Source organism: Mucilaginibacter kameinonensis, from assembly GCF_003675385.1.
GTDB lineage: Bacteria > Bacteroidota > Bacteroidia > Sphingobacteriales > Sphingobacteriaceae > Mucilaginibacter > Mucilaginibacter kameinonensis.
Map to the genome: position 1 here is coordinate 1 of NZ_RCWZ01000007.1, position 21,374 is coordinate 21,374.

Here is a 21,374-nt window from a genome sequence, read left to right on the forward strand (position 1 = left end):
TTAGAGGTTAGAGGTTAGAGGTTAGAGGTTAGAGGTTAGAGGTTAGAGGTTAGAGGTTAGAGGTTAGAGGTTAGAGGGCAATGCACTTTGAAATACTTTGTTTTACTTTTTTTGATTTTTCGCGTTAGGGATTGCAGCGGATACCGGCCTGTGGCTAATGCCTGTGCAGTATGAGCGCAAAGCCCGCCCGTCAGCTGACGGGAACGCCCCAATTCAGTTTACAGCTTATTTTTGTCTGAACTCGAATTAAACGAATTAAGAGAATTTAGCGAATTTCAATTTAGCGCAAGTCTTGAGCCAAAGAATGCGAGATTGGAGACTTGTGCTTTCGGATAGACACAAGTGAGCATACCCACAGACAACCACACAACACTTGCACCAAAAGAGAATATTAAGAGAATTTATCGAATTTCATAGTATTCTGGAAATTCTTTAATTCTATAAATTCAGGTTCAGACAAACCTCCCCGCCCCAAAATCTAACTTTAAACAACGCCAAGGCACTTTTATCAAAAATAAACCTCTAATAAAACCTTAATCTCCAATCACTAATCACTATATTAGCATCCTTTTAATTTTACTCATGAATATATTTTACGGAACAGGGGTAGCTATGGTAACCCCTTTTCATGCGGATGGTCAAATTGACTACGACGGGTTGAGAAACCTGATTGAACATTTGATTGATGGCGGGGTGGAATACCTGGTATCGTTAGGTACAACCGGCGAAAGCGCCACATTGAGCGAGGCTGAACGAAAGCAAGTTTGGGCTTTCACTGCCGAAGTGGTAAATAAGCGCGTTGGCCTGGTGGCCGGTATAGGTGGTAATAATACTCATGAAGTTGTTGAACAAATAAAATCATTTGATATTGATGGTTATGATGCTATACTTTCAGCAAGTCCGCATTATAACAAACCTACCCAGGAGGGCATTTATCAGCATTATAAAGCAATTGCGCTAAATAGTAAATTGCCTATAATATTATATAATGTACCAAGCCGTACAGGCAGCACGATTAGCGCCGAAACAACGGTACGCCTGGCAAAAGAGTTTAAAAACATCATAGGTATCAAAGAAGCATCAGGCAATTTCGATCTGTTTAACCAACTGGTGCGTGATAAACCTGAAGATTTCCTGTTTATTTCAGGCGATGATCCGGTTACTTTACCAATGATGGCTTTAGGCGGTGTAGGTGCAATATCTGTTATTGGTAACGCCCTTCCCCGTCAGTTATCTGACATGGTCAGGCTCTTGCTTAGCAACGATTACAAAGGCGCACATGCTGCACATTTTGATTTGATAGAGTTTACCCGATTAATGTTTACCGAAGGCAGCCCTGCCGGTGTTAAAACCGCGTTGAAACAATTGGGCATCTGTGGTGATACAGTTAGGCTACCATTAGTACAAGTAAGCGAAAAAACGGCTGATGCCATTGCTACAGAGCTTAAAAAGCTTGCCCCGGTAGCGGTAAAAGCGTAAAAAGCGATAAGGATTCTCTATAAGCGTCATTGCGAGGTACGACGTTTTTTTATAGCCTTAAAGGAAAAGTATCTATAAATAAAAAACCCGGTCCATGGACCGGGTTTTTTATTGGAATAAGATGATAAAAAATCTTACTAAGCTTCTTTATTCTTAGCTTCCTGAACCTCAAGGCGGATTGCCTGTGCCAGGTTTTTTAGATCCTGCATGCCTTTACGTACACGTGTACCGGCAGCGCTGTTTCCTTTGTTGTAGAATTTGTCGGCATCAGCCTCTAAAGCAGCTACAAGCTCTTTTACTTCAGTAAATTTTTTCATTTAATTACTCCTTTTAAATTTTGAGGTTTATTGTTTTAATTAAAGCTAAGCTAAAATGTTTTTTGTTAATTAAAAACTTTTGAAGCCAAAAAATACGGCCTTAGCAGTGGTTTTTTTCCACATTTTTGCCAGTTTCTATTTATGAGCCACCTCTTATTTTCTATTAAAAAGTTTAAATCAAACTTATATTTTAAAATAAGTTTGATTAATAATTAAAATACAAATCATATCGAAGTATAAATAATATCTATAGCTATCTATACAACTATAACATAGTATTTAAAATACTTTCAGGTATTAATATATTTACAGGTTTAAAAAGTCTGCTGCAGTATATCCGGGTAATGCTCGTGCACTTTTAGTATCAATTCGCCAAATAAAGTGTTAGCCCAGGCAAACCATTTACGGGTAAAGTCCTTTGCATCGTCTTTATTGAACGATTCGTGCATGAAACCGGTGCCCGCGTGGGTACTTTTCAGCCATTTAATGCACTGTACAATCTCCGCTTTATCGGTTGATGTGATGCCGCGCATAATAATTGCCATTGGCCAGATATAGCCAATACCAACGTGCGGACCGCCAATACCTTCAGCAGCTGTGCCCTTAAAATAGTAAGGATTGCTATCGCTCAATACAAACTTACGAGTGCTTTGGTATAGCGGATCATCAACCTTTACCGAATCAAGATATGGTAAAGCCAACAAGCTCGGCACGTTTGAATCATCCATGAACAACTGGTTCCCATAACCATCAACTTCAAACGGAATCACCTGTCCAAATTGCGGATGATGTCCAACCGCATATTGTTTAAGTGCCGCCTGAACCTCTGCTGCCAAGGTTTTGCAGGCATCAGCTGTAGCATTATCATGGCCGATAGTGCTGTACATTTCGGCCATTTGATTTAAGCTTGCTACCGCGAAGTAGTTTGATGGGATCAGGAATGGATAAATAGTGGCATCATCCGACGGGCGGAAAATAGAGCAGATCAGGCCAACTGGTTTAATCGGGTTACCATACCCCCTGTTAGGGGCAGTATCGCTTTGTGTTTCGGTTTTACGCTGGAAAAAGTACGGACCTTTCCCGTCCTTACGTTGCTGCTCTTTAAAAGTAGCCAGGATGATCTTACCTGCTTTTTGCCAATTTTCGTCAAAGAAACTGGTATCGCCGCTTATTTTCCAGTAGTTGTAAGCCAGCCTTACAGGGTAACAAAGTGAATCGATCTCCCATTTACGCTCGTGTAACTCGGGCTTCATGGTAGTACGGTCGCTATCCCACTCACTACCGGTTGGGCCTTCGTTAAAGGCGTTTGCATAAGGATCAATGATCACGCATTTAGCCTGACGACTTAATACGCCCTGGATTAATTTTTTAAGCGCCGGATCATTTTTAATGAGCGGCAGGTACGGCCAAACCTGTGCCGATGAATCGCGCATCCACATAGCGTTTATATCACCAGTGATCACGAAAGTATCTGGCTTACCATCTTTTTCAGAATAGTTTACCGTAGTATCTAAAGTGTTTGGATAGCAGTTTTCAAAAAGCCAGGCAACTTCAGGGTCTTTGATATCGGCTTTAACCTTTTTAATGATGGCTTCAACAGCCTTGCTGGTAAATTTACGGTCGGCCAGTTTCGGGCGTTGACTTTCGAAGGCAGGGGCCAAAGCCGAAGCAAATACCGGGGTTATACCCAAGCCGATACCGGCTGCCGCAACACTGTTGATTTTTATAAAATGTCGTCTGGTTAATTTCATGGTTTTGATATGGTAGGCGTAAAAATAGAAAAGGTTTTAGTTAAACAAAAAAGCTTGCTAAAATAATTTAGAAAACGTTTTAACAAGGTTTTTAAATGTAGAGACGCATCACATGCGTCTCCGCCAGGACAAGCAACTACGTGTCTATTTACTATAGCGGCCTTGCTCACAGGAGACGCATATAATGCGTCTCTACATCAGATTCTAAAACACAAAAAAAGCCCCGGATATCTCCGGGGCTTTTAAATATATCATCAAATGCTGTTAGGCAATTTCCAGTTTGTTCTCTTTGTAATACCCAGCTTTCAGCTTTTCGCCGATAGCGCTGTAGGCGTCAAGGGTGCGCTGTACGTCTTCCAGGCTATGTGATGCTGTTGGGATTAACCTTAGCACGATCAATCCTTTAGGGATTACCGGGTAAACCACTATCGAACAGAAAACACCATAGTTTTCACGCAGATCGCGGGTTAGTGCTGTCGCTTCAAATAAGTCGCCTTTTAAAAATACCGGGGTAACCATGGTGTTTGAAGCACCCAGGTCAAAGCCACGTTCTTTTAAACCGGCTTGCAGGGTATTAGCAATCAGCCATAATTTTTCGCGAAGCTCGGGCTGGCTTTTCAGCATTTCGAAACGCTTTTTCAAACCTAACACCATTGGCATTGGTAATGCTTTGGCAAATGTTTGCGAACGCATATTATAGCGCAGGTAGTGAATAATATCCTGATCGGCAGCTACAAAAGCACCAATGCCGGCCATTGATTTGGCGAAGGTAGCAAAGTACACATCCACTTCGTCCATGCAATCCTGTTCTTCATGCGTGCCGGCACCGGTTTTACCCATAGTACCAAAACCATGAGCGTCATCAACCAGTAAACGGAAGTTGAATTTCTTTTTAAGATCGGCAACTGCCTTAAGCTTGCCTTGCGCGCCAGACATACCAAAAACACCTTCGGTAATAAGTAATATACCACCGCCGGTTTGCTCTGTTAAACGGGTTGCACGCTCCAGCTGTTTTTCGCAGCTTTCAATATCGTTATGCTGGTAAACAAAGCGTTTACCCATGTGTAAACGTACGCCATCGATAATACAAGCGTGCGATTCGGCATCATAAACAATAACATCATTCCTATCAACCAAAGCATCAATGATAGATACCATACCCTGGTAACCGTAGTTAAGCAAAAAAGCTGATTGTTTACCAACGAATTGGGCTAAGCCATTCTCAAGCTCCTCGTGATGGATTGAGTTTCCTGACATCATCCTCGCGCCCATTGGGTAAGCCATACCGTAATCGGCGGCGGCTTGCGCGTCGGCTTGTCTTACTTCGGGATGGTTAGCCAAGCCAAGGTAATTGTTCAGGCTCCAAACCAAATGCTCTTTTCCATTAAACTGCATATGAGGGCCAATTTCGCCTTCCAGTTTAGGAAAAGAAAAATAACCATGCGACCACTTCTGGTGCTGACCTATCGGCCCACCTAAGCTTTTTGTTATTTTGTCAAATAAATCCAAAATGAATTGTTTTTATAAATTTAAATGCAAATATAGCCGTAAAAACACCTTCAAACAATAGCTATAACTTTTTAGAATAGGTTATAACCTGAGAGAACAGAAGCAAGATATTAAGAGTCAAGAACCAAGATGGTGAGATTCAAGACCCAGATATAAAGATTCAAGACTCAAGAAATAACAAAAGGAAAATCAGATTAACGAATCAGGAGCAATAAAAGTATTCAAACAAAAAAAAGGAGATCAACGCTCAGATGTTATTCCTTTGTTGATCTCCCATTCAATTGTTGTGGTCTTTCTATTTTTTCTTGCTTCTTGACTCTAACAGTCTTGCCTCTCTCCTTAGTCCGCGTTGCCGTGCAAATACGAGTTATTATTCCTGATCTCTACGTTACCTTCGCTATCCTGCATCAGGGAAAAACGTGAAATCTGGCTTTCGTCAGATGCAGGGGTATCCTGCAATGCAATCTCCTTGCGTTTGTAAGCCGGTACATTTTCCAACTCCTGGATATTACCTGTACGCAGTTTCATGCTCAGGTCTTTCAGTCTCATAATGCGCTCACGCGATTTTTTCAACTGCTCTTCTATCGATTCGTTGGTTTTGTTGTCATCAGCACCAACCGGTTGCGGTGCCGGAGTAGGCTCTGGCTCGGGTTCTGGCATGCGTGGTTGTTCCCTTACAGGTTGCTCGTAGCTTACCGGTTCGCTCATTTTAAAAGTAAAACCAGCAGTATCCGGCTCATTATCAGCCTCCAAATCTTCATGCATTAAGCTATGCCTTACAACAGCAGGTTCTTCCTGGCGGCTACCGGAAAACATGTCAAATAAACCGGCTTGTTTAGCATCCTCTTTAGGGGCTTTAGCATAAGGCTCGGCAGGAGCATCCGCTTTAACAGGTTTAATAAACTCATTAACCGGGCGCACTGGTTGAGGTTCTTCAGGAACCAGCATCGAAACTATTTTCTTGTTGCTGTTTTCTTTTTCGCGCTCATCTTTAGTTTGGAAACCGGTAGCAATGATAGTTACCGATAATTGCTCGCCCAGGTTTTCATCGATACAGTTACCCCAGATCAGGTCGGCAGCTAAGCCTGCTTCTTCCTGGATGTAATCAGTAATTACGCTGATCTCATCCATGGTAACCTCTTTAAGGCCCGAGCTGATGTTCAGCAATATATACCTTGCACCTTCAATTTCATTATCTTTCAACAATGGCGACGCCAGTGCACCTTCAACAGCTTTAAGGGCACGGTTTTCACCATCGGCGCTAAAGCTGCCCATGATAGATACACCGCTATCCTTCATTACCGTGCGCACATCTTTAAAGTCGACGTTGATATAACCCGGTAAGGTGATGATCTCGGCTATCCCTTTGGCCGCCGTAGTCAATATATTATCAGCCTGTGCAAATGCCGAGCTCATGGTCAGGTTACCAAAAATCTGGCGAAGCCTGTCATTCGAGATCACGAGGAACGAATCGACATACTTACGCAGTTCTTCCAAACCTGCATCAGCCTGCATTTTACGGCGTTTACCTTCAAAAGAGAAAGGCGTGGTTATGATACCCACCGTTAATATATCCATTTCGCGCGCTGCTTTGGCAATGATAGGGCTTGCGCCTGTACCCGTGCCACCGCCCATACCAGCTGTAATGAACAACATTTTGGTATTAACGCCCAACATCTGTTTAATATCGTCGATATTTTCAATAGCCGAATTTTTGCCTACTTCGGGTATTGAGCCTGCACCCATGCCCTCGGTTAAACTGGCACCTAATTGCACCTTGTTAGGTATAGGGCTCAGCTCCAATGCCTGGGCATCAGTGTTGCATATTATAAAATCAACACCGGTAATTCCTTGCCTGTACATATGGTTTACCGCGTTACCACCACCACCGCCAACACCAATTACCTTGATGATTGACGATTTTTCTTTTAACATTTCAAAATGCATAATCTTCGTTTTCAGCTATATGTAATTCAACCCAACATTAGATTTTACCATCGTAATAATAACACTTTTTCAACAAGGTTTATCCACATTTGTGAGCAATGTGAATAAGTTTACTCCTTGTGAATAAATATTATTTCAGAAAGTCCTCATCCTTAATGTCATCCTTAATAAATGTTATACTCTTTTTCAGCAGCCTGTCTAACAAACCACCTTCTTTACTTTTTGTATCAAATTTTGGCTTAGCCGTTTTAACCTCGGCCGGGATAGCTTCATTCATGTATTCCATTTTCTGGATACCTTTAATCAGCAAACCAATACCGGTAGCAAAAGTTGGGCTTTGCAATTCTTCGTATGTTCCTTTTGGCAACACTTCGTTTTTAGCCAGGTGCTCGGTAGGGTAACCCACACGGCAATCCAAACCGGTTACAAACTCAACCAACTGACGCAAGTGTTTCAGCTGTGCGCCACCACCGGTTATCACGATACCTGCAATCAGCTTTTTCTCGTACCCTGATGATTTGATCTCGTAGTAAACATGCTCTACGATCTCTTCCATACGGGCCTGGATTACATAAGCCAGGTTTTTCACCGAAATTTCTTTAGGCTCCCTGCCACGTAAACCCGGAACACATACAATCTCATTTTCCTTGTTCTCATCGGCCAGGGCAGATCCAAACCTTACCTTCAGTTGCTCGGCAATGTTGCGCATTACCGAACATCCTTCGCGGATATCCTCGGTTACGCTATTACCACCGAAAGGGATCACGGCTGTATGGCGAATGATGCCTTCGTGGAAAATAGCCACGTCGGTTGTACCACCACCAATATCAACCAAAACCACACCGGCTTCTTTTTCCTCTTCGCTCAAAACAGATTCTGAAGATGCCAGCGGTTCAAGGATCAGTTCCTGGCTTTCCAGGCTGGCCTTGTTAACACATTTTACAATGTTTTTGATAGCGGTTACCTGGCCAGATATGATATGGAAGTTAGCCTCAAGCCTAACACCCGCCATACCTATAGGGTCTTTGATGCCCGGCTCATTATCCACCGTAAATTCCTGCGGCAATACGTGGATAATCTCCTCGCCCGGAGGCATCACCAGGTTATACATATCCTCTATCAGTTTATCAATATCCTTACGACCGATCTCTGATTGCAGATCGCGACGGGTTATTAAGCCACGGTGCTGTAAACTTTTAATGTGCTGCCCCGCAATACCTACGTTCACTACCCTGATCTCCACATTTGATTGCGAGCCTGCCACATCCACCGCCTGATGAATGCCCTGTACTGTTTTATCTATATTTGAAACCACGCCGCGTGTCACACCCGCAGATTCGGCCTTGCCAATTCCTAAAACCTCAATCTTCCCGTTCTTGCTCCTGCGCCCAACAATGGCACATATCTTGGTAGTCCCGATATCCAATCCTACTACAATTGGCGAACTTTTTTCCTGAGTTGAGCTTTTGTCCATATTACAATTTAATTTGAGATGTATCCCTTTTCGTCCTGAGCGAATCCGCTTTGGCAGTCTTAGCCGCTTTAATCGAATCTGCTTTTATATTTTCATTTTTTATACCAATAACCTGGTTGGTATATTTTACATTGATCACTTTATAAGTATTCCAGCCTACCTTTGGCAACACCTGCTTGTAAAAAGCCTGGAGGTTGTTCAGCTTCACGTTAAGCGAATCCGCGTTACCTATCAGGATCCTTTGGTTGCCTACCCTCGGGATCAGTTCAATCTCACGCTCGTTGTTCACATACATCTGTGCTATCTGCGCGTCCCAAAGCGAATCCTTACGGATATAATCTGCTGCCCTGAACAAATCTTTCGCCAACCTGGTATGCAATGAATCAACACGGTTAGTAAACAACTCGTCAATGAAACCATTTGCCACCAATACCCTTGCGGTAAAGTTTGATGATAGCGGAATTTTTAAACCATGCTGATCTACATAAAAATCCATATCATAACGGTTCATGATCCGCAGTATTGGCTGGCGCTGGCTTACCTCAACCCTTAATACCCCGTCCATTTCGGTATAAACCTTGGCAAACTCAATAAAAGGGTTGGCCTTAAGCTTATCCTCCAGCTCCTGGATATTAATATTCTCGATACGTCTGCCTACCAGCGAGTGACTGGTAACTTCAATAATATGATCAACCTCCTGCTTGTCAATAAAATACTGACCGCCGGGAATGCTCACATTTACCGAAGTACATTTTACACCCGCTTTTTTTGTTTCAATAAAACTCATGAGCACCACAAGGCCACCAAGGCATATTACCCAGGCACAACCTATCAGCAGGCGCTTCCAAATGAGTTTTTTATTCATTACTTAATACTTGTTTTAATGGCTGCACCAGCGTGTCAATATCACCGGCACCTACAGTTAACAGCAATTCGGGCTTTTCGGCAGCTACTGCGGCTACCGCGGCCTCTTTACTTAGTATCCTTTTGTTTTGCAGTTGCATGCGGTTAAGCAGCATCTGCGAGTCAACTCCTTCTATCGGCAATTCGCGCGCCGGGTAAATTTCGAGCAATATGAGCTCATCAACCATGTCCAGCACTTCGGCAAAGCCATCGGCAAAGTCGCGGGTGCGGGTAAATAAATGCGGCTGAAATATGGCCGTTAATTTTTTAGCCGGATATAATCTCTTAATTGATGATATGCATGCCCTCAATTCTTCAGGGTGATGCGCATAATCATCAATGTAGATATGCTCTGGTGTTTTAACAATATATTCAAACCTGCGTTTAACACCTCTGAATGATGCCAGCGCCGCTTTAATATTCTCTGGCGAAATATTCAGCTTCAACACAGCTTCAATGGCAGCTACAGCATTCTCCACGTTGTGAGTGCCTGCTATACCCATTCTTATATCGGTGATATTTACCGCGGCACTGTTGTAGTCGAAGTAAAAATCGCCGTCAATGATCCTCACGTTTGAAGCATGCGCGTCGGCAGTTTCATCTTCAAAAGCGTAAGTATAACCACCATCTAACGGCAAACCATTTTTGTGCACCAGCGTACCGCCCGGTTTTATCTGCGAGGCGAATAGCTTAAACGACTCGGTCAGATGCGCGTGATCGCCATAAATATCCAGGTGATCGGCATCCATTGATGTAATGATAGCCACATCAGGAAACAGCGTAAGGAACGAGCGATCATACTCATCGGCCTCAACCACCATTACATTGTTTTTACCGTACAGCACATTGGTTTGGTAGTTTGATGATATACCGCCCAAAAATGCCGAACAATCATTACCCGATGCCTTTAGCAAATGCGCTACCATGGTTGAGGTGGTAGTTTTGCCATGCGTTCCGGCAACAGCGATGGTAAACGAGCTCTTGCTGATCAAACCTAAAACCTGCGAACGCTTAAACAGCTCAAAGCCGTGGCTTTTAAAATAGTTAACGATATGTGAATCCTTTGGCACCGCAGGTGTATAAATGATCAATGTATCGCTGCACGGCTTCTGGAAACTCATGGGGATATAATCCGCATGGTCTTCAAAAACAACCTGGATGCCTTCGTTGTGCAACTGGTTTGTTAAATCAGTCGACGTTTTATCATATCCGCAAACAATGCAACCCAAATGATGGAAATAGCGTGCCAGACCGCTCATACCGATGCCGCCTATGCCTATGAGATAAACTCTTTTAATATCGTGCAGTTCCATTTTTAATTTGTTTTAAAAAAGGCCCTCCTCCCTTTGGAAGAGGAGGACCATCATTTAATTGTTACTTATTATTTGGATAAGTTCCTTTGCTATAACTTCATCGGCATTTGGCATGGCCATTTTACCAATGTTATTGCTCAATTTTTTCTGCAGGTCGCGGTCTTCAAATAATTCAAGTGCCCTTTCAACCAGCTTTGCTTCGGCGTCCCGGTCGGCCACAAAAACGGCCGCGTTTTCATGAACCAGCGCCAAAGCATTTTTAGTTTGATGATCTTCGGCCACATTGGGCGAAGGCACCAGGATCACCGGCTTTTTAATGGCGCACAGCTCGGCAATAGTGCCGGCCCCTGCCCTTGATATAATAATATCGGCAGCGGCATAAGCCAGGTCCATCCGGGTTAAAAACTCCCTGATCTGAAGATCAGGGTGATAGTTTTCGCCCAGCTTTTCGATGATGCTTTTATAATAAAACTTGCCGGTTTGCCATATCACCTGTACATCGGCAGCCAACAGTTTATCAATACCATTCATAATACTGTTGTTTAGCGTACGTGCCCCAAGGCTGCCACCAGTTATCAGTATCGTTTTTTTAAAGTGCGACAAATGGTACAACTCCAAAGCCTGCATGTGTTTACCGGCAATGTTCACCGCGTCCTTACGGATGGGGTTACCGGTTTTGATAATCTTATCGGCAGGGAAAAACTTCTCCATACCATCAAAGGCCACGCAGATCTTTTGGGCATGTTTACCCAGCCATTTATTGGTAATACCAGCATACGAGTTTTGCTCCTGTATGAGGTATGGGATCCCCTTCAGCGACGCGGCATATAATAGCGGCCCCGAAGCGTATCCACCTACGCCAACCGCGGCATCGGGCTTAAAATCTTTAATGATTTTGATAGCCTTTCGCACACTATTAGCCAGTTTAACAGGGAACATCAGGTTTTTAACAATAGAACCGCGCTGAATTCCCTGGATATCCAAACCGATAATTTTATAACCCGCCGCCGGAACTTTATCCATTTCCATACGCCCGTTAGCACCTACAAACAGGATCTCGGTATTGGGATCAATATTTTTTAAAGCATTGGCAATAGAGATAGCCGGGAAGATATGTCCTCCTGTTCCGCCACCACTTATGATTATCCTTTTTGACATGCTTTCGTCTTTAACTTAATTCCTAACCTTGTTTTACAACTAATCTCTTATCTCCAATCACTAATCACCGACTCACGCCGTCCTGATCTCTCCTACTATAATTTTATTCGGTCCTGCGTTATCTTCTTTTATAGTCTTATCTTTTTTAGGCTCTTCAATATCCTTACTTACCGACAGGATAATACCGAAGGCTATACTGGTAAACAATATCGATGTACCGCCCATACTTACCAACGGCAATGGCACACCTGTTACCGGCCCTAAACCAACAGCTACAGCCATATTGGCAAAAGCCTGTATGGTTAAGCTGAAACTTAAACCACAGGCCAGTAACGCTCCAAAGGCTTTTGGCGCTTTGGTTATAATCTTGATACATCGGTATAGCAGGAACAAATAAATTCCTACCACAACTATACCACCTACCAAACCATACTCTTCAACAATAATGGCGTAAATTTCATCGGAGTATGATTCGGGCAGGTAATTTCTTTCGGTACTGTTCCCGGGGCCTTTGCCAAATAAACCACCTGTAGCGATAGCAATCTTGGCATGGTCGCTCTGGAACGATTTATCAGCCTTAGCCAGTTCGGGGTGCATAAACACCTTCATACGCGATACGTAAGTATGCCGCCTCGGACCAAGAAATATAACGCCCAATAACAATATAAAGCCTGCAGCGCAAGTGATGGCTATCTGCCTGATACTGATACGGCCAATGATCAATAGTAATATGCTAACTCCAAACAACATCAATGCTGTTGAAAGGTTGGCCAATGCAATGAGGATAAACACCACACAAACCGAGCCCATGATAGGCAAAAAGGATTCTTTAACATCCTTAATATTTTCCTGCTTGCGCGATAACGTACGGGCCAGGTAAGTTATTAATGCCAGTTTAGCCAAATCCGAAGTCTGGAAGCTTAACCCGGTTCCGGGGATGGCTATCCAGCGACTTGCGTTGTTGATATGACTACCAAAAACCAGCGTATACAACAACAAGGGGATGGTAACAATCATCATCACTTTAGAGATACCGGCGTAATAGCGATAATCAAGCTTGTGCGAAAAATACATCAGCGCAATACCGCCCACTATCATGAACACGTGTTTCATGAGGATGATCTCAACTCCTTTACCTTGCTTAAATGCCAGCGTACCCACCGAGCTGTATACCGCCAACAAGGATATAACAGAAAGCAATATGACTATGAGCCATATCCAGCGATCCCCTTTTGTATTGTTTAATATCCTATGCATTTCCTTTTTATTTGGTTCATGGTTGATAGTTCATAGATCATGGCTTAGATTTTTTCGCTATGATCCATGAACTATCAACTATGAACTGTTTTACAATTCCTTCACTGCCGCTTTGAACTGATCGCCACGGTCTTCATAATTTTTAAAAAGATCGAAGCTGGCGCAGGCCGGCGACAGTAATACCGTATCACCTTTGGTTGCCAGGTGATAAGCCACGGTTGCAGCCTCCTGAGCCGATGATGTGTTTACTATAATTTCAACCATATCATCAAAAGCCTCGTGAATGCGTTTATTGTCTTTTCCTAAACAAACAATGGCTTTTACCTTTTGCTTAACCAAATCATTAAGCATGCTGTAATCATTTCCTTTGTCAACACCACCTAAAATCAGCACTACATCGCTGGTCATACTTTCCAAGGCATACCAGGTTGAGTTAACGTTGGTAGCTTTTGAATCGTTAATAAAGCGAATGCCGGAGATATTGGCAACAAACTCCAGGCGGTGCTCAATGCTTTTAAAGTTGCCCATGCTCTCCCTCATCGTTTCGTTACGCAGCTCCAACACCTTTGCTACAATACCCGATGCCATGGAGTTGTAAATGTTGTGCTTGCCTTGCAGGGCTAAATCTTGAATTGACATTGTAAAATGTTCTTGTGTTGTGTTAATGACAATATTGTCGTTGCTATCCAGGTATGCGCCCGGTTCAAATTTTTGCTGTATGGAAAACGGCAACAGCTGTGCCCCGAACGTTCGCTCTTTCATTCCCTTTATTGTTTCCGGATCATCGGCACAATAAATAAAATAATCGGAGGCGGTCTGGTTCTGCGTTATCCTGAATTTGGATGCTGCGTAGTTTTCCAGTTTATAATCATACCTGTCCAAATGGTCGGGTGTGATGTTTAGTAGTACCGCTATGTCAACCTTAAACCTGAACATATCGTCAAGCATAAAGCTGCTTAGCTCCAGCACATACCAGTCAAACTTTTCGGTAGCAACCTGGTAGGCAAAACTTTTGCCGATGTTACCCGCCAAACCAACGTTCATCCCCGCATCTTTTAAAATGTGATAGGTTAAGCTGGTGGTAGTGGTTTTACCGTTTGAGCCTGTTATACCAATGATCTTTGCATCAGTGTACCTCCCGGCAAACTCAATCTCCGATATTACAGGCGTTCCTTTTTCGTGCAGCTTTTTGATGATCGGCGCCTTATCCGGAATACCCGGGCTTTTGATCACTTCAGCCGCATTCAGGATCAGTTCTTCTGTATGTTGTTTCTCTTCAAAAGGAATTTTCCAATCTTCGAGCTGTTTTTTATAGTTATCGGCAATGCCGCCAAAATCCGACACAAAAACATCAAAGCCCTGCTGCTGCGCAAGGTATGCAGCACCAACACCGCTTTCTCCTGCACCGAGGATAACTAACCTCGCAGCCCCATCCGAAGGAGAGGGAGTTGATTGGTTTGATATTTTATTGTCCTGATCCATTTTTACTTTTTTGATTTCACCGATGTTTTTCACTCCACCGGTTCCATTTTCCAATTTCTTCTTTCCTAACCTCTAATCTCCAATCACTAACCTCTAACGAAGTTTCAACGTTATCACCGTCACTATCGCCAGTATGATACAAATGATCCAGAAGCGGGTAACAATTTTTGCTTCATGGAACCCTTTTTTCTGATAGTGGTGATGAAGCGGGGCCATTAAAAACACCCTTTTCCCTTCGCCAAATCTCTTCTTGGTGTATTTAAACCATGACACCTGGATGATCACCGAAAAATTCTCTACCAGGAAAATACCGCACAATAACGGCAGCATCAATTCCTTACGGATCATGATAGCAAACACCGCGATGATACCGCCTATGGCCAAACTGCCGGTATCGCCCATGAATACCTGTGCCGGGTATGAGTTATACCATAGAAAGCCTACGCACGCACCAACAAAAGCACCGGCAAAAACTACCAGCTCGCCCGAGTTAGGGATGTACATAATATTCAGGTAATCGGCAATAACCGTGTTACCCGATACATAGGCCAGTATAGCCAGCGTAATACCTATAATAGCAGAAGTACCCGTCGCCAGGCCATCAATGCCATCGGTTATATTTGCTCCGTTTGATATAAACGTGATGATCAGGATCACAAAAAACAGGAACACCACCAGCGCGTATTGCTCGTAACCTTTCCCTAAAAACTTTAACACCTTGGCATAATCAAACTCATTGTTTTTATAAAACGGCATGGTTGTTTTGGTAGAATGCACATCCTGCGTATAAACCGGAGTATTACGTTTCATATGAAACTCAACCGGGGCATCGTCCTTTACCGGCAAAACCACCTCCTGGCGGATGATGATGCTGCTGTTGAAATACATTGTCCACCCAACAATAAGCGACAAACCAACCTGGCCAATGATCTTGAACCTTCCCGCTAAACCTTCCTTATTCTTTTTAAATACTTTAATATAATCATCCAAAAAGCCGATAGCGCCTAACCAAACTGTGGTAACTATCATCAGGATCACATAAACGTTTTCAAGCTTGGCAAACAGCAGCGTTGGTATTAAAATACCCAGCAAAATGATGACACCACCCATTGTAGGAGTACCCGATTTTTGCATCTGCCCTTCCAGTCCCAAATTTCTTACGGTTTCGCCAACCTGTTTAAAACGCAGGTAATCAATCAGCCTCCTGCCATAAACCGTAGTGATCAGCAATGATGTAATTACAGCCATCGCCATCCTGAAGGTGATGTATTGAAATACACCTATCCCCGGGATACTGTAATTTTTGCTTAAGTAGTTAAACAGGTAATACAACATTGCTCTTCTCTTTTACTAATAGTATCTTCTTACACCAAATCTTTAAACCGGTTCTCCAACTCTTCCATATCATCGAAGTGGTTTTTCACTCCGTTTATTTCCTGGTATTTTTCGTGCCCTTTACCCGCTACCAGGATAATATCACCCGGGTTAGCCAGCATACAGGCAGTCTTGATTGCTTCGTGCCTGTCGATGATGCTAACCGTATGCCTTTTAAATGCCGGGTCAACACCCTCTTCCATTTCTTTGATGATCTGCGCCGGATCTTCGGTACGCGGATTATCTGATGTCAGGATTACCTTATCGCTCCATTCACAGGCGGTTTTAGCCATGATAGGGCGTTTGGTTTTATCCCTGTCGCCGCCGCAGCCAATTACTGTGATCACTTTCTCATTACCCTTACGGATATCATGAATGGTGCTCAGCACGTTTTGAACAGCATCCGGCGTGTGGGCATAGTCAACTATACCTACTACTTTGTTTGGCGCGGTGATATATTCAAAGCGGCCTTCGGCGCCGGTCAGTTTGCTTAAGCTGGTAAGCACTTTAGCTTTATCCTGTTCAAGCAACATCGCGGTAGCATAAACCCCTAACAGGTTATAAGCATTGAATGTACCCACCATTTTAAACCATACCTCCTCGCCGTCAATTTGCAGCAGTAAACCGCTGAATTGATTTTCGAGGATACGGGCTTTGTAATCGGCCATAGTTTTAAGGCCATAGCTTTTTTTGTGCGCCGCTGTATTTTGCAGCATTACATTACCATTTTTATCATCGCTGTTGGTAAGCGCGAAAGCCTCTTTCGGCAAGCCATCAAAAAATTCCTTCTTGGCATTCAAATACCTCAGGAAGGTTTTATGATAATCTAAGTGGTCATGCGTTAAATTGGTGAACACACCACCTGCAAAAACCAGGCTTTCAATACGTTTTTGTGAAATGGCATGCGAGCTTACTTCCATAAAGCAATAATCGCAACCGCTGTCCACCATTTCGGCAAGCAGATTGTTTAGCTCAACCGGATCGGGAGTGGTATGGGTTGATGGGATCACCTTGCCGTTGATCTGGTTTTCAACAGTTGATAGTAAACCGCATTTATAACCCAAATCGCGGAACAACTGGTAAAGTAACGTAGCGATAGTGGTTTTGCCATTAGTGCCTGTTACCCCAACCAATTTTAATTTAGCCGATGGATTATCGTAAAAGTTAGCAGCTACAATAGCCAAAGCCACAGCCGAATCGGCCACCATCAGGAAATCAACCTCGCCGGTGGTATGAGCAGGCAGGTCTTCGCAAATTACCGCTACAGCACCTTTTTTAATGGCCTGATCGATATAATCGTGCCCATCAACAACAGTACCTTTAACAGCAACAAACATCGCCCCCGGGATTACTTTTCTTGAATCAAAAGCAATCGCTGTGATCTCCACATCGGCGCTTCCCTGCAACTCAGTGAAGGCCAGTCCATCAATTACATCGCTTAAATACCTCATTGCAGCTCTAATAAAATTCGTGATCCTTTTGGTATAACACTTCCACCGGTAACCGATTGATTGGCAACTACACCGCTTCCGCGTACAGTTACCTTATAACCCGCGTTACCCATTACGTACAACGCATCGCTAAGCCCCATGCCCGTTACCGCCGGCACAGTACCATTTTTATATTTTACTTCCTCAAACGGAATACCATTGCTTGTATCAACTGTGCTGTTGGCTGATGCGTACAAAGGTTTAACGCCCAGTTTTGAATAAACTTTTTTCAAGGCTTTCATATTACCTTGTTTCACCTGCGGCAATACCGTATTGCCTACATAATGGGTCTGTGAATTCTGGTTAATATCCAGGTCATTAGCATAAACCCTGTCTGCCACTTCCCTAAACACCGGGCCAGCAACCTTCGCTGCCAGGTAATCGCCCTGGGTTGGGTTATTGATCACCACAATCATCGAGTACTTAGGATGATCGGCAGGGAAATAACCGCAAAACGAAGCCTGGTATTTTTTATCCTTATAACCTTTGGTTCCGTTAGCAACCTGTGCAGTACCCGTTTTGCCGGCTACGCTGTAAAGCTTGTTTTTAATCACATTTTTACCGGTACCATTCATTACCACCCCCTCAAGCATACCCCTTACTTTACCCAAAGTAGCCTCTGAGCAAACCTGCTCGGCAATTACCCTTGCCTGAAACTGCTCAATTGGATTGCCCAATCTCCTGATCTCGCGAACCAGCAGCGGGGCAATCATTTTACCGTTGTTAGCAACCGAGTTATAATAAGCCAGCATTTGCAGCGGCGTAATATTCATTTCGTAGCCGTAAGCCATCTCAGGCAAGCTGTAATTTTTGTTCCAGCTGCGGTTCGATGGATTTTTAATTACCGGCCTGCCTTCGCCCTGAATTTGAAGCCCAAGCTTTTCGTTCAGGTGATAGCTGTACAGCTTGTTGATGTACTGCCATGGGTTATTATGATAAAATTTATCAACCAATTTTGCCGCCGCCACGTTTGATGACTCTTCAAAAGCACGCCTAACCGACATTTCATAATTATCATGTTCGGTATCGGTAATGGTTGGCCCTTTCGGGAACTTATATTTACCGCCCTCGGCATTAACTATGGTGCTGGTATCAATCTTATGCTGATCGAGCATGGTCATGTACGATGCCAGCTTAAAGGTTGACCCCGGATCGATAGCGTTACTGATAGCGTAGTTCATCTGCTCCTTGTAATCGCCATCTTTAGTGCGCGTGTAATTGGCAATCGCCCTGATCTCACCGGTTGATACCTCCATCAGCACCACGCAACCATGATCAGCAGCGCTTTTAACCAGTTGTTTCTTCAATGCATCCTGTGCCACATCCTGGAAATTTACGTTGATGGTTGAAATGATATCAGCACCGTCTTTAGGTGCTATTTCATCATCGTCATCAACCGGCATCCAGATGCCGCCCGGAATCCGCTGCATTAAACGCCTGCCGCTTTCGCCGTTGATATATGAAGCATAAGCTCCTTCCAAACCAACCGGGTTTTTAACGTTTTCGTTTTTGTAACCGATGGTACGTGCCGCCAGCGACTGGAATGGCAAGATCCTTTTATTTTTCTGAATAACGATCAATCCGCCTTTGTACTTACCCATGTTAAACACCGGGAACTGGCGGATCTTTTTCAAATCCTGGTAAGATACCTTACGCCTGATGAGCACATAACGTGAGCTATCCCTGCGGGCCTCGCGCAATACGCGCGAATAATCCCTTGCAGACCTATCACCAAACATACCTGACAGCTTTGCAGCCAGCAGGTCGATATTATTATTAAAAGCCGTATCCGATGCAATACCACCGGCCAGCATATCCATGTGCAACTCGTACTCCGGCACCGAAGTAGCCAGCAAACTTCCATCAACAGAAAAAATATTACCCCTTGCCGCTTCAACAGTTTGGTATTGAGCGGAAAGATCGGCAGCCATAGCTTTCCATTTATCGCCCTGAACATATTGCAGGCGACAAAGCTGCACAACAACGGCAATGGCTAAAAGCAAAACAAGACCAAAGGCTAAATAAACCCTGGCCAGTATGTTAGTCCTAATTCCCATCTGCCACCTCCTTCACTGTTATTTTTCCCGGCGGATCAACCGACTGACTCAAACCCAATGTATCTGCACGCTTGGCCACTTCGGTAAGCGTGCTTTTGAATGCCATATCAGCCTTGGTCGATTTATAATCCCAGCCCAGCTCTTTAACCTCCTTGGTGAGCGCGTCAATTTCACGTACCGATTTTTCGGCATAGTGCATGTTACCAATGTACACCATCCCTAAAAAGGCTAAAAACAAAACAAAGGGCAAAGCATTGGTAGCCTTCTCGGTTGTAAGAAAGCCCTTGGTAAAAAGTTGTGTAAAAAAGTTATCGGGCAGTTCCCTTGCAGGTCGCCTTTCTTCAACAACTTCTTCTACTTCCTCTTCTTCCTGAATTTCTGTACGTAAACGATTGGTCATTTTTTTACAGCTATTCTTAATTTAGCGCTCCGTGCCCTGTTATTTTTGGTTATCTCCTCTGCCGATGCTGTTATAGCCCCGCGACTTACAGCATCAAGCGGTTTATTATCGTTTCCATAAAGGTCTTTCTCCACCTCGCCGCTGAACTTGCCTTTGGCTATGAAGTTTTTTACCAGCCTGTCTTCCAGCGAATGGTATGACATCACCACCAGCCTGCCGCCAACCGCTAAAACATCTGCCGATTGCATTAAAAAATCCTTTAATGCTTCCAGCTCCTGGTTAACCTCTATTCGTAATGCCTGGAACACTTGCGCCAGGTATTTATTTTCTTTTCCTTTCGGGATGCGGTTACTGATCACATTTTTCAGATCGGCAATGGTAACTATCGGCACGTTTAACCTTGCAGTAGCAATGGTTTCGGCCAATGATTTGGCATTCTGGATTTCTCCGTAAATGCCAAAAATCCGGTGCAGGTCGGCAACCGAATAATTATTTACCACATCCTTAGCAGTCAGCTCGCCCAACTGGTTCATGCGCATATCCAACTCGGCATCAAACCGGATGGAAAACCCGCGATCGGCCTCATCAAACTGGTGCGATGACACACCCAGATCGGCCAGTATACCATTTACAGGGATAGCACCATGTAAACGGCAAAAGTTTTTGAGATATCTAAAATTCTGATCTACAAAAACAAAACGCTCATCATCAATAATATTCCGTTGCGCATCAGCATCCTGATCAAAAGCGATCAGCCTGCCTTTTGGCCCCAGGTGTTTTAATATCTCGCGCGAATGCCCGCCGCCACCAAAAGTCACATCCACATAAGTACCGTCCGGATCAATATTCAGCCCATCAATACACTCCTTCAGCATTACCGGTACATGGTACTCACTCATTCCTGCTCCTTATTTTTACCACCCATTACTTTTTTTGCCAGCGCACTAAAGCTTTTTGGCTCATCATCCATCAGTTTGCGGTGCGCTTCGGCATCCCAAACCTCAATTTTATTTAACTGACAAGCCAGCACAACATCACCTTTTATACCTGCGTATTCCAATAGGAATTTCGGCAACAATACCCTACCGGCAGCATCGGGCATAAGCTCGGTGGCGCCACGGGTAAAATATCGTATAAAGGCTATATTATCCTCTTCGTATTCATTAAGTTTGCTCAAATCTTCAAGTCGTTTATCCCATTCCTTTTTAGTGTATATGACAAGGTACTTTTCGAACCCGCGATTGATCACCAGGCCTTCAGATTCCAATTCAGGAAGCTTTTTCTTAAGGCCAGCCGGGATCATCATCCTAAATTTAGGATCAAGCTTACACTCAAATTCACCGGTTAAAAACGACATTGTATGACTTGGGCAATTTTGTAACGTAAAAGTAAATACTTTTACCACTTTCTACCACTTTCCCCCACTAAAAGTTTTCAACAATTTTTAGGTGGCTCTGTTTTAT

General features: G+C 43.7%; 17 protein-coding genes. 1 reads left to right on the plus strand and 16 read right to left on the minus strand.

All coding sequences use genetic code 11. The features are described from left to right. Nucleotides 1-582: 582 nt before the first annotated feature. Complete coding sequence (dapA, locus tag EAH55_RS28455; protein ID WP_121812679.1) at nucleotides 583-1,479, plus strand: 4-hydroxy-tetrahydrodipicolinate synthase; 897 nt, start codon at nucleotides 583-585, stop codon at nucleotides 1,477-1,479. Between the two features lie 137 nt (nucleotides 1,480-1,616). Here the strand turns inward: dapA and EAH55_RS28460 are convergent, their stop codons facing one another. From EAH55_RS28460 to EAH55_RS28535, 16 genes are all read right to left on the minus strand, one after another. Then, nucleotides 1,617-1,796: a histone H1 gene (locus tag EAH55_RS28460; RefSeq protein ID WP_090529881.1), complete on the minus strand. Its 180-nt coding sequence runs from the start codon at nucleotides 1,794-1,796 to the stop codon at nucleotides 1,617-1,619. 314 nt (nucleotides 1,797-2,110) lie between these two features. Next, on the minus strand, nucleotides 2,111-3,547 hold the full coding sequence (locus EAH55_RS28465; protein ID WP_121812680.1) for a glycoside hydrolase family 125 protein: 1,437 nt from the start codon (nucleotides 3,545-3,547) through the stop codon (nucleotides 2,111-2,113). Nucleotides 3,548-3,811: 264 nt separating this feature from the next. Then, nucleotides 3,812-5,056 carry an aminotransferase class I/II-fold pyridoxal phosphate-dependent enzyme gene (locus EAH55_RS28470; RefSeq protein ID WP_121812681.1) on the minus strand — a complete coding sequence of 415 codons (1,245 nt, stop codon included), beginning with the start codon at nucleotides 5,054-5,056 and terminating at the stop codon, nucleotides 3,812-3,814. Nucleotides 5,057-5,395: 339 nt separating this feature from the next. After that, entirely contained in the window at nucleotides 5,396-7,003 is a 1,608-nt protein-coding gene (gene ftsZ, locus EAH55_RS28475; RefSeq protein ID WP_121812682.1) for a cell division protein FtsZ, read from the minus strand. A gap of 130 nt (nucleotides 7,004-7,133) precedes the next feature. Beyond that, a complete protein-coding gene (ftsA, locus tag EAH55_RS28480; protein WP_112574990.1) occupies nucleotides 7,134-8,477 on the minus strand; it encodes a cell division protein FtsA in 1,344 nt (447 codons plus the stop codon). A 1-nt stretch (nucleotide 8,478) separates the two neighbouring features. After that, on the minus strand, nucleotides 8,479-9,342 hold the full coding sequence (locus EAH55_RS28485) for a cell division protein FtsQ/DivIB (RefSeq protein WP_208644973.1): 864 nt from the start codon (nucleotides 9,340-9,342) through the stop codon (nucleotides 8,479-8,481). After that, entirely contained in the window at nucleotides 9,335-10,693 is a 1,359-nt protein-coding gene (gene murC / locus EAH55_RS28490) for a UDP-N-acetylmuramate--L-alanine ligase (RefSeq protein WP_121812683.1), read from the minus strand. Before murC ends, EAH55_RS28485 begins: the two co-directional genes overlap by 8 nt. A 54-nt stretch (nucleotides 10,694-10,747) precedes the next feature. Beyond that, entirely contained in the window at nucleotides 10,748-11,851 is a 1,104-nt protein-coding gene (gene murG / locus EAH55_RS28495; protein ID WP_121812684.1) for an undecaprenyldiphospho-muramoylpentapeptide beta-N-acetylglucosaminyltransferase, read from the minus strand. Between the two features lie 72 nt (nucleotides 11,852-11,923). Further along, entirely contained in the window at nucleotides 11,924-13,108 is a 1,185-nt protein-coding gene (locus EAH55_RS28500; RefSeq protein ID WP_114936293.1) for an FtsW/RodA/SpoVE family cell cycle protein, read from the minus strand. A gap of 90 nt (nucleotides 13,109-13,198) precedes the next feature. Continuing rightward, nucleotides 13,199-14,590: a UDP-N-acetylmuramoyl-L-alanine--D-glutamate ligase gene (gene murD / locus EAH55_RS28505; protein WP_121812827.1), complete on the minus strand. Its 1,392-nt coding sequence runs from the start codon at nucleotides 14,588-14,590 to the stop codon at nucleotides 13,199-13,201. A gap of 93 nt (nucleotides 14,591-14,683) precedes the next feature. Continuing rightward, nucleotides 14,684-15,925, minus strand: coding sequence for a phospho-N-acetylmuramoyl-pentapeptide-transferase (gene mraY / locus EAH55_RS28510; RefSeq protein WP_114936291.1), 1,242 nt, complete (start codon nucleotides 15,923-15,925; stop codon nucleotides 14,684-14,686). A 29-nt stretch (nucleotides 15,926-15,954) separates the two neighbouring features. After that, nucleotides 15,955-17,415, minus strand: coding sequence for a UDP-N-acetylmuramoyl-L-alanyl-D-glutamate--2,6-diaminopimelate ligase (locus EAH55_RS28515; protein ID WP_121812685.1), 1,461 nt, complete (start codon nucleotides 17,413-17,415; stop codon nucleotides 15,955-15,957). Then, entirely contained in the window at nucleotides 17,412-19,511 is a 2,100-nt protein-coding gene (locus EAH55_RS28520) for a penicillin-binding protein (RefSeq protein ID WP_121812686.1), read from the minus strand. The genes EAH55_RS28515 and EAH55_RS28520 overlap by 4 nt, the downstream gene beginning before the upstream one ends. After that, nucleotides 19,501-19,911: an FtsL-like putative cell division protein gene (locus EAH55_RS28525; RefSeq protein WP_112574997.1), complete on the minus strand. Its 411-nt coding sequence runs from the start codon at nucleotides 19,909-19,911 to the stop codon at nucleotides 19,501-19,503. The genes EAH55_RS28520 and EAH55_RS28525 overlap by 11 nt, the downstream gene beginning before the upstream one ends. After that, nucleotides 19,908-20,810 carry a 16S rRNA (cytosine(1402)-N(4))-methyltransferase RsmH gene (gene rsmH, locus EAH55_RS28530; RefSeq protein ID WP_121812687.1) on the minus strand — a complete coding sequence of 301 codons (903 nt, stop codon included), beginning with the start codon at nucleotides 20,808-20,810 and terminating at the stop codon, nucleotides 19,908-19,910. Before rsmH ends, EAH55_RS28525 begins: the two co-directional genes overlap by 4 nt. Continuing rightward, complete coding sequence (locus EAH55_RS28535; protein WP_091213347.1) at nucleotides 20,807-21,268, minus strand: division/cell wall cluster transcriptional repressor MraZ; 462 nt, start codon at nucleotides 21,266-21,268, stop codon at nucleotides 20,807-20,809. Before EAH55_RS28535 ends, rsmH begins: the two co-directional genes overlap by 4 nt. Nucleotides 21,269-21,374: the final 106 nt, after the last annotated feature.

What these genes read in the sequence shown, in the direction of transcription:
- EAH55_RS28515 (WP_121812685.1), bottom strand. Translation starts at nt 17,415, where the DNA reads ATGAGGTATTTAAGCGATGTAATTGATGGACTGGCCTTCACTGAGTTG.
- ftsA (WP_112574990.1), bottom strand. Translation starts at nt 8,477, where the DNA reads ATGGACAAAAGCTCAACTCAGGAAAAAAGTTCGCCAATTGTAGTAGGA.
- dapA (WP_121812679.1), top strand. Translation starts at nt 583, where the DNA reads ATGAATATATTTTACGGAACAGGGGTAGCTATGGTAACCCCTTTTCAT.
- murD (WP_121812827.1), bottom strand. Translation starts at nt 14,590, where the DNA reads ATGGATCAGGACAATAAAATATCAAACCAATCAACTCCCTCTCCTTCG.
- EAH55_RS28525 (WP_112574997.1), bottom strand. Translation starts at nt 19,911, where the DNA reads ATGACCAATCGTTTACGTACAGAAATTCAGGAAGAAGAGGAAGTAGAA.
- murC (WP_121812683.1), bottom strand. Translation starts at nt 10,693, where the DNA reads ATGGAACTGCACGATATTAAAAGAGTTTATCTCATAGGCATAGGCGGC.
- EAH55_RS28485 (WP_208644973.1), bottom strand. Translation starts at nt 9,342, where the DNA reads ATGAATAAAAAACTCATTTGGAAGCGCCTGCTGATAGGTTGTGCCTGG.
- ftsZ (WP_121812682.1), bottom strand. Translation starts at nt 7,003, where the DNA reads ATGCATTTTGAAATGTTAAAAGAAAAATCGTCAATCATCAAGGTAATT.
- murG (WP_121812684.1), bottom strand. Translation starts at nt 11,851, where the DNA reads ATGTCAAAAAGGATAATCATAAGTGGTGGCGGAACAGGAGGACATATC.
- EAH55_RS28465 (WP_121812680.1), bottom strand. Translation starts at nt 3,547, where the DNA reads ATGAAATTAACCAGACGACATTTTATAAAAATCAACAGTGTTGCGGCA.
- EAH55_RS28460 (WP_090529881.1), bottom strand. Translation starts at nt 1,796, where the DNA reads ATGAAAAAATTTACTGAAGTAAAAGAGCTTGTAGCTGCTTTAGAGGCT.
- EAH55_RS28500 (WP_114936293.1), bottom strand. Translation starts at nt 13,108, where the DNA reads ATGCATAGGATATTAAACAATACAAAAGGGGATCGCTGGATATGGCTC.
- rsmH (WP_121812687.1), bottom strand. Translation starts at nt 20,810, where the DNA reads ATGAGTGAGTACCATGTACCGGTAATGCTGAAGGAGTGTATTGATGGG.
- EAH55_RS28535 (WP_091213347.1), bottom strand. Translation starts at nt 21,268, where the DNA reads ATGTCGTTTTTAACCGGTGAATTTGAGTGTAAGCTTGATCCTAAATTT.
- EAH55_RS28520 (WP_121812686.1), bottom strand. Translation starts at nt 19,511, where the DNA reads ATGGGAATTAGGACTAACATACTGGCCAGGGTTTATTTAGCCTTTGGT.
- mraY (WP_114936291.1), bottom strand. Translation starts at nt 15,925, where the DNA reads ATGTTGTATTACCTGTTTAACTACTTAAGCAAAAATTACAGTATCCCG.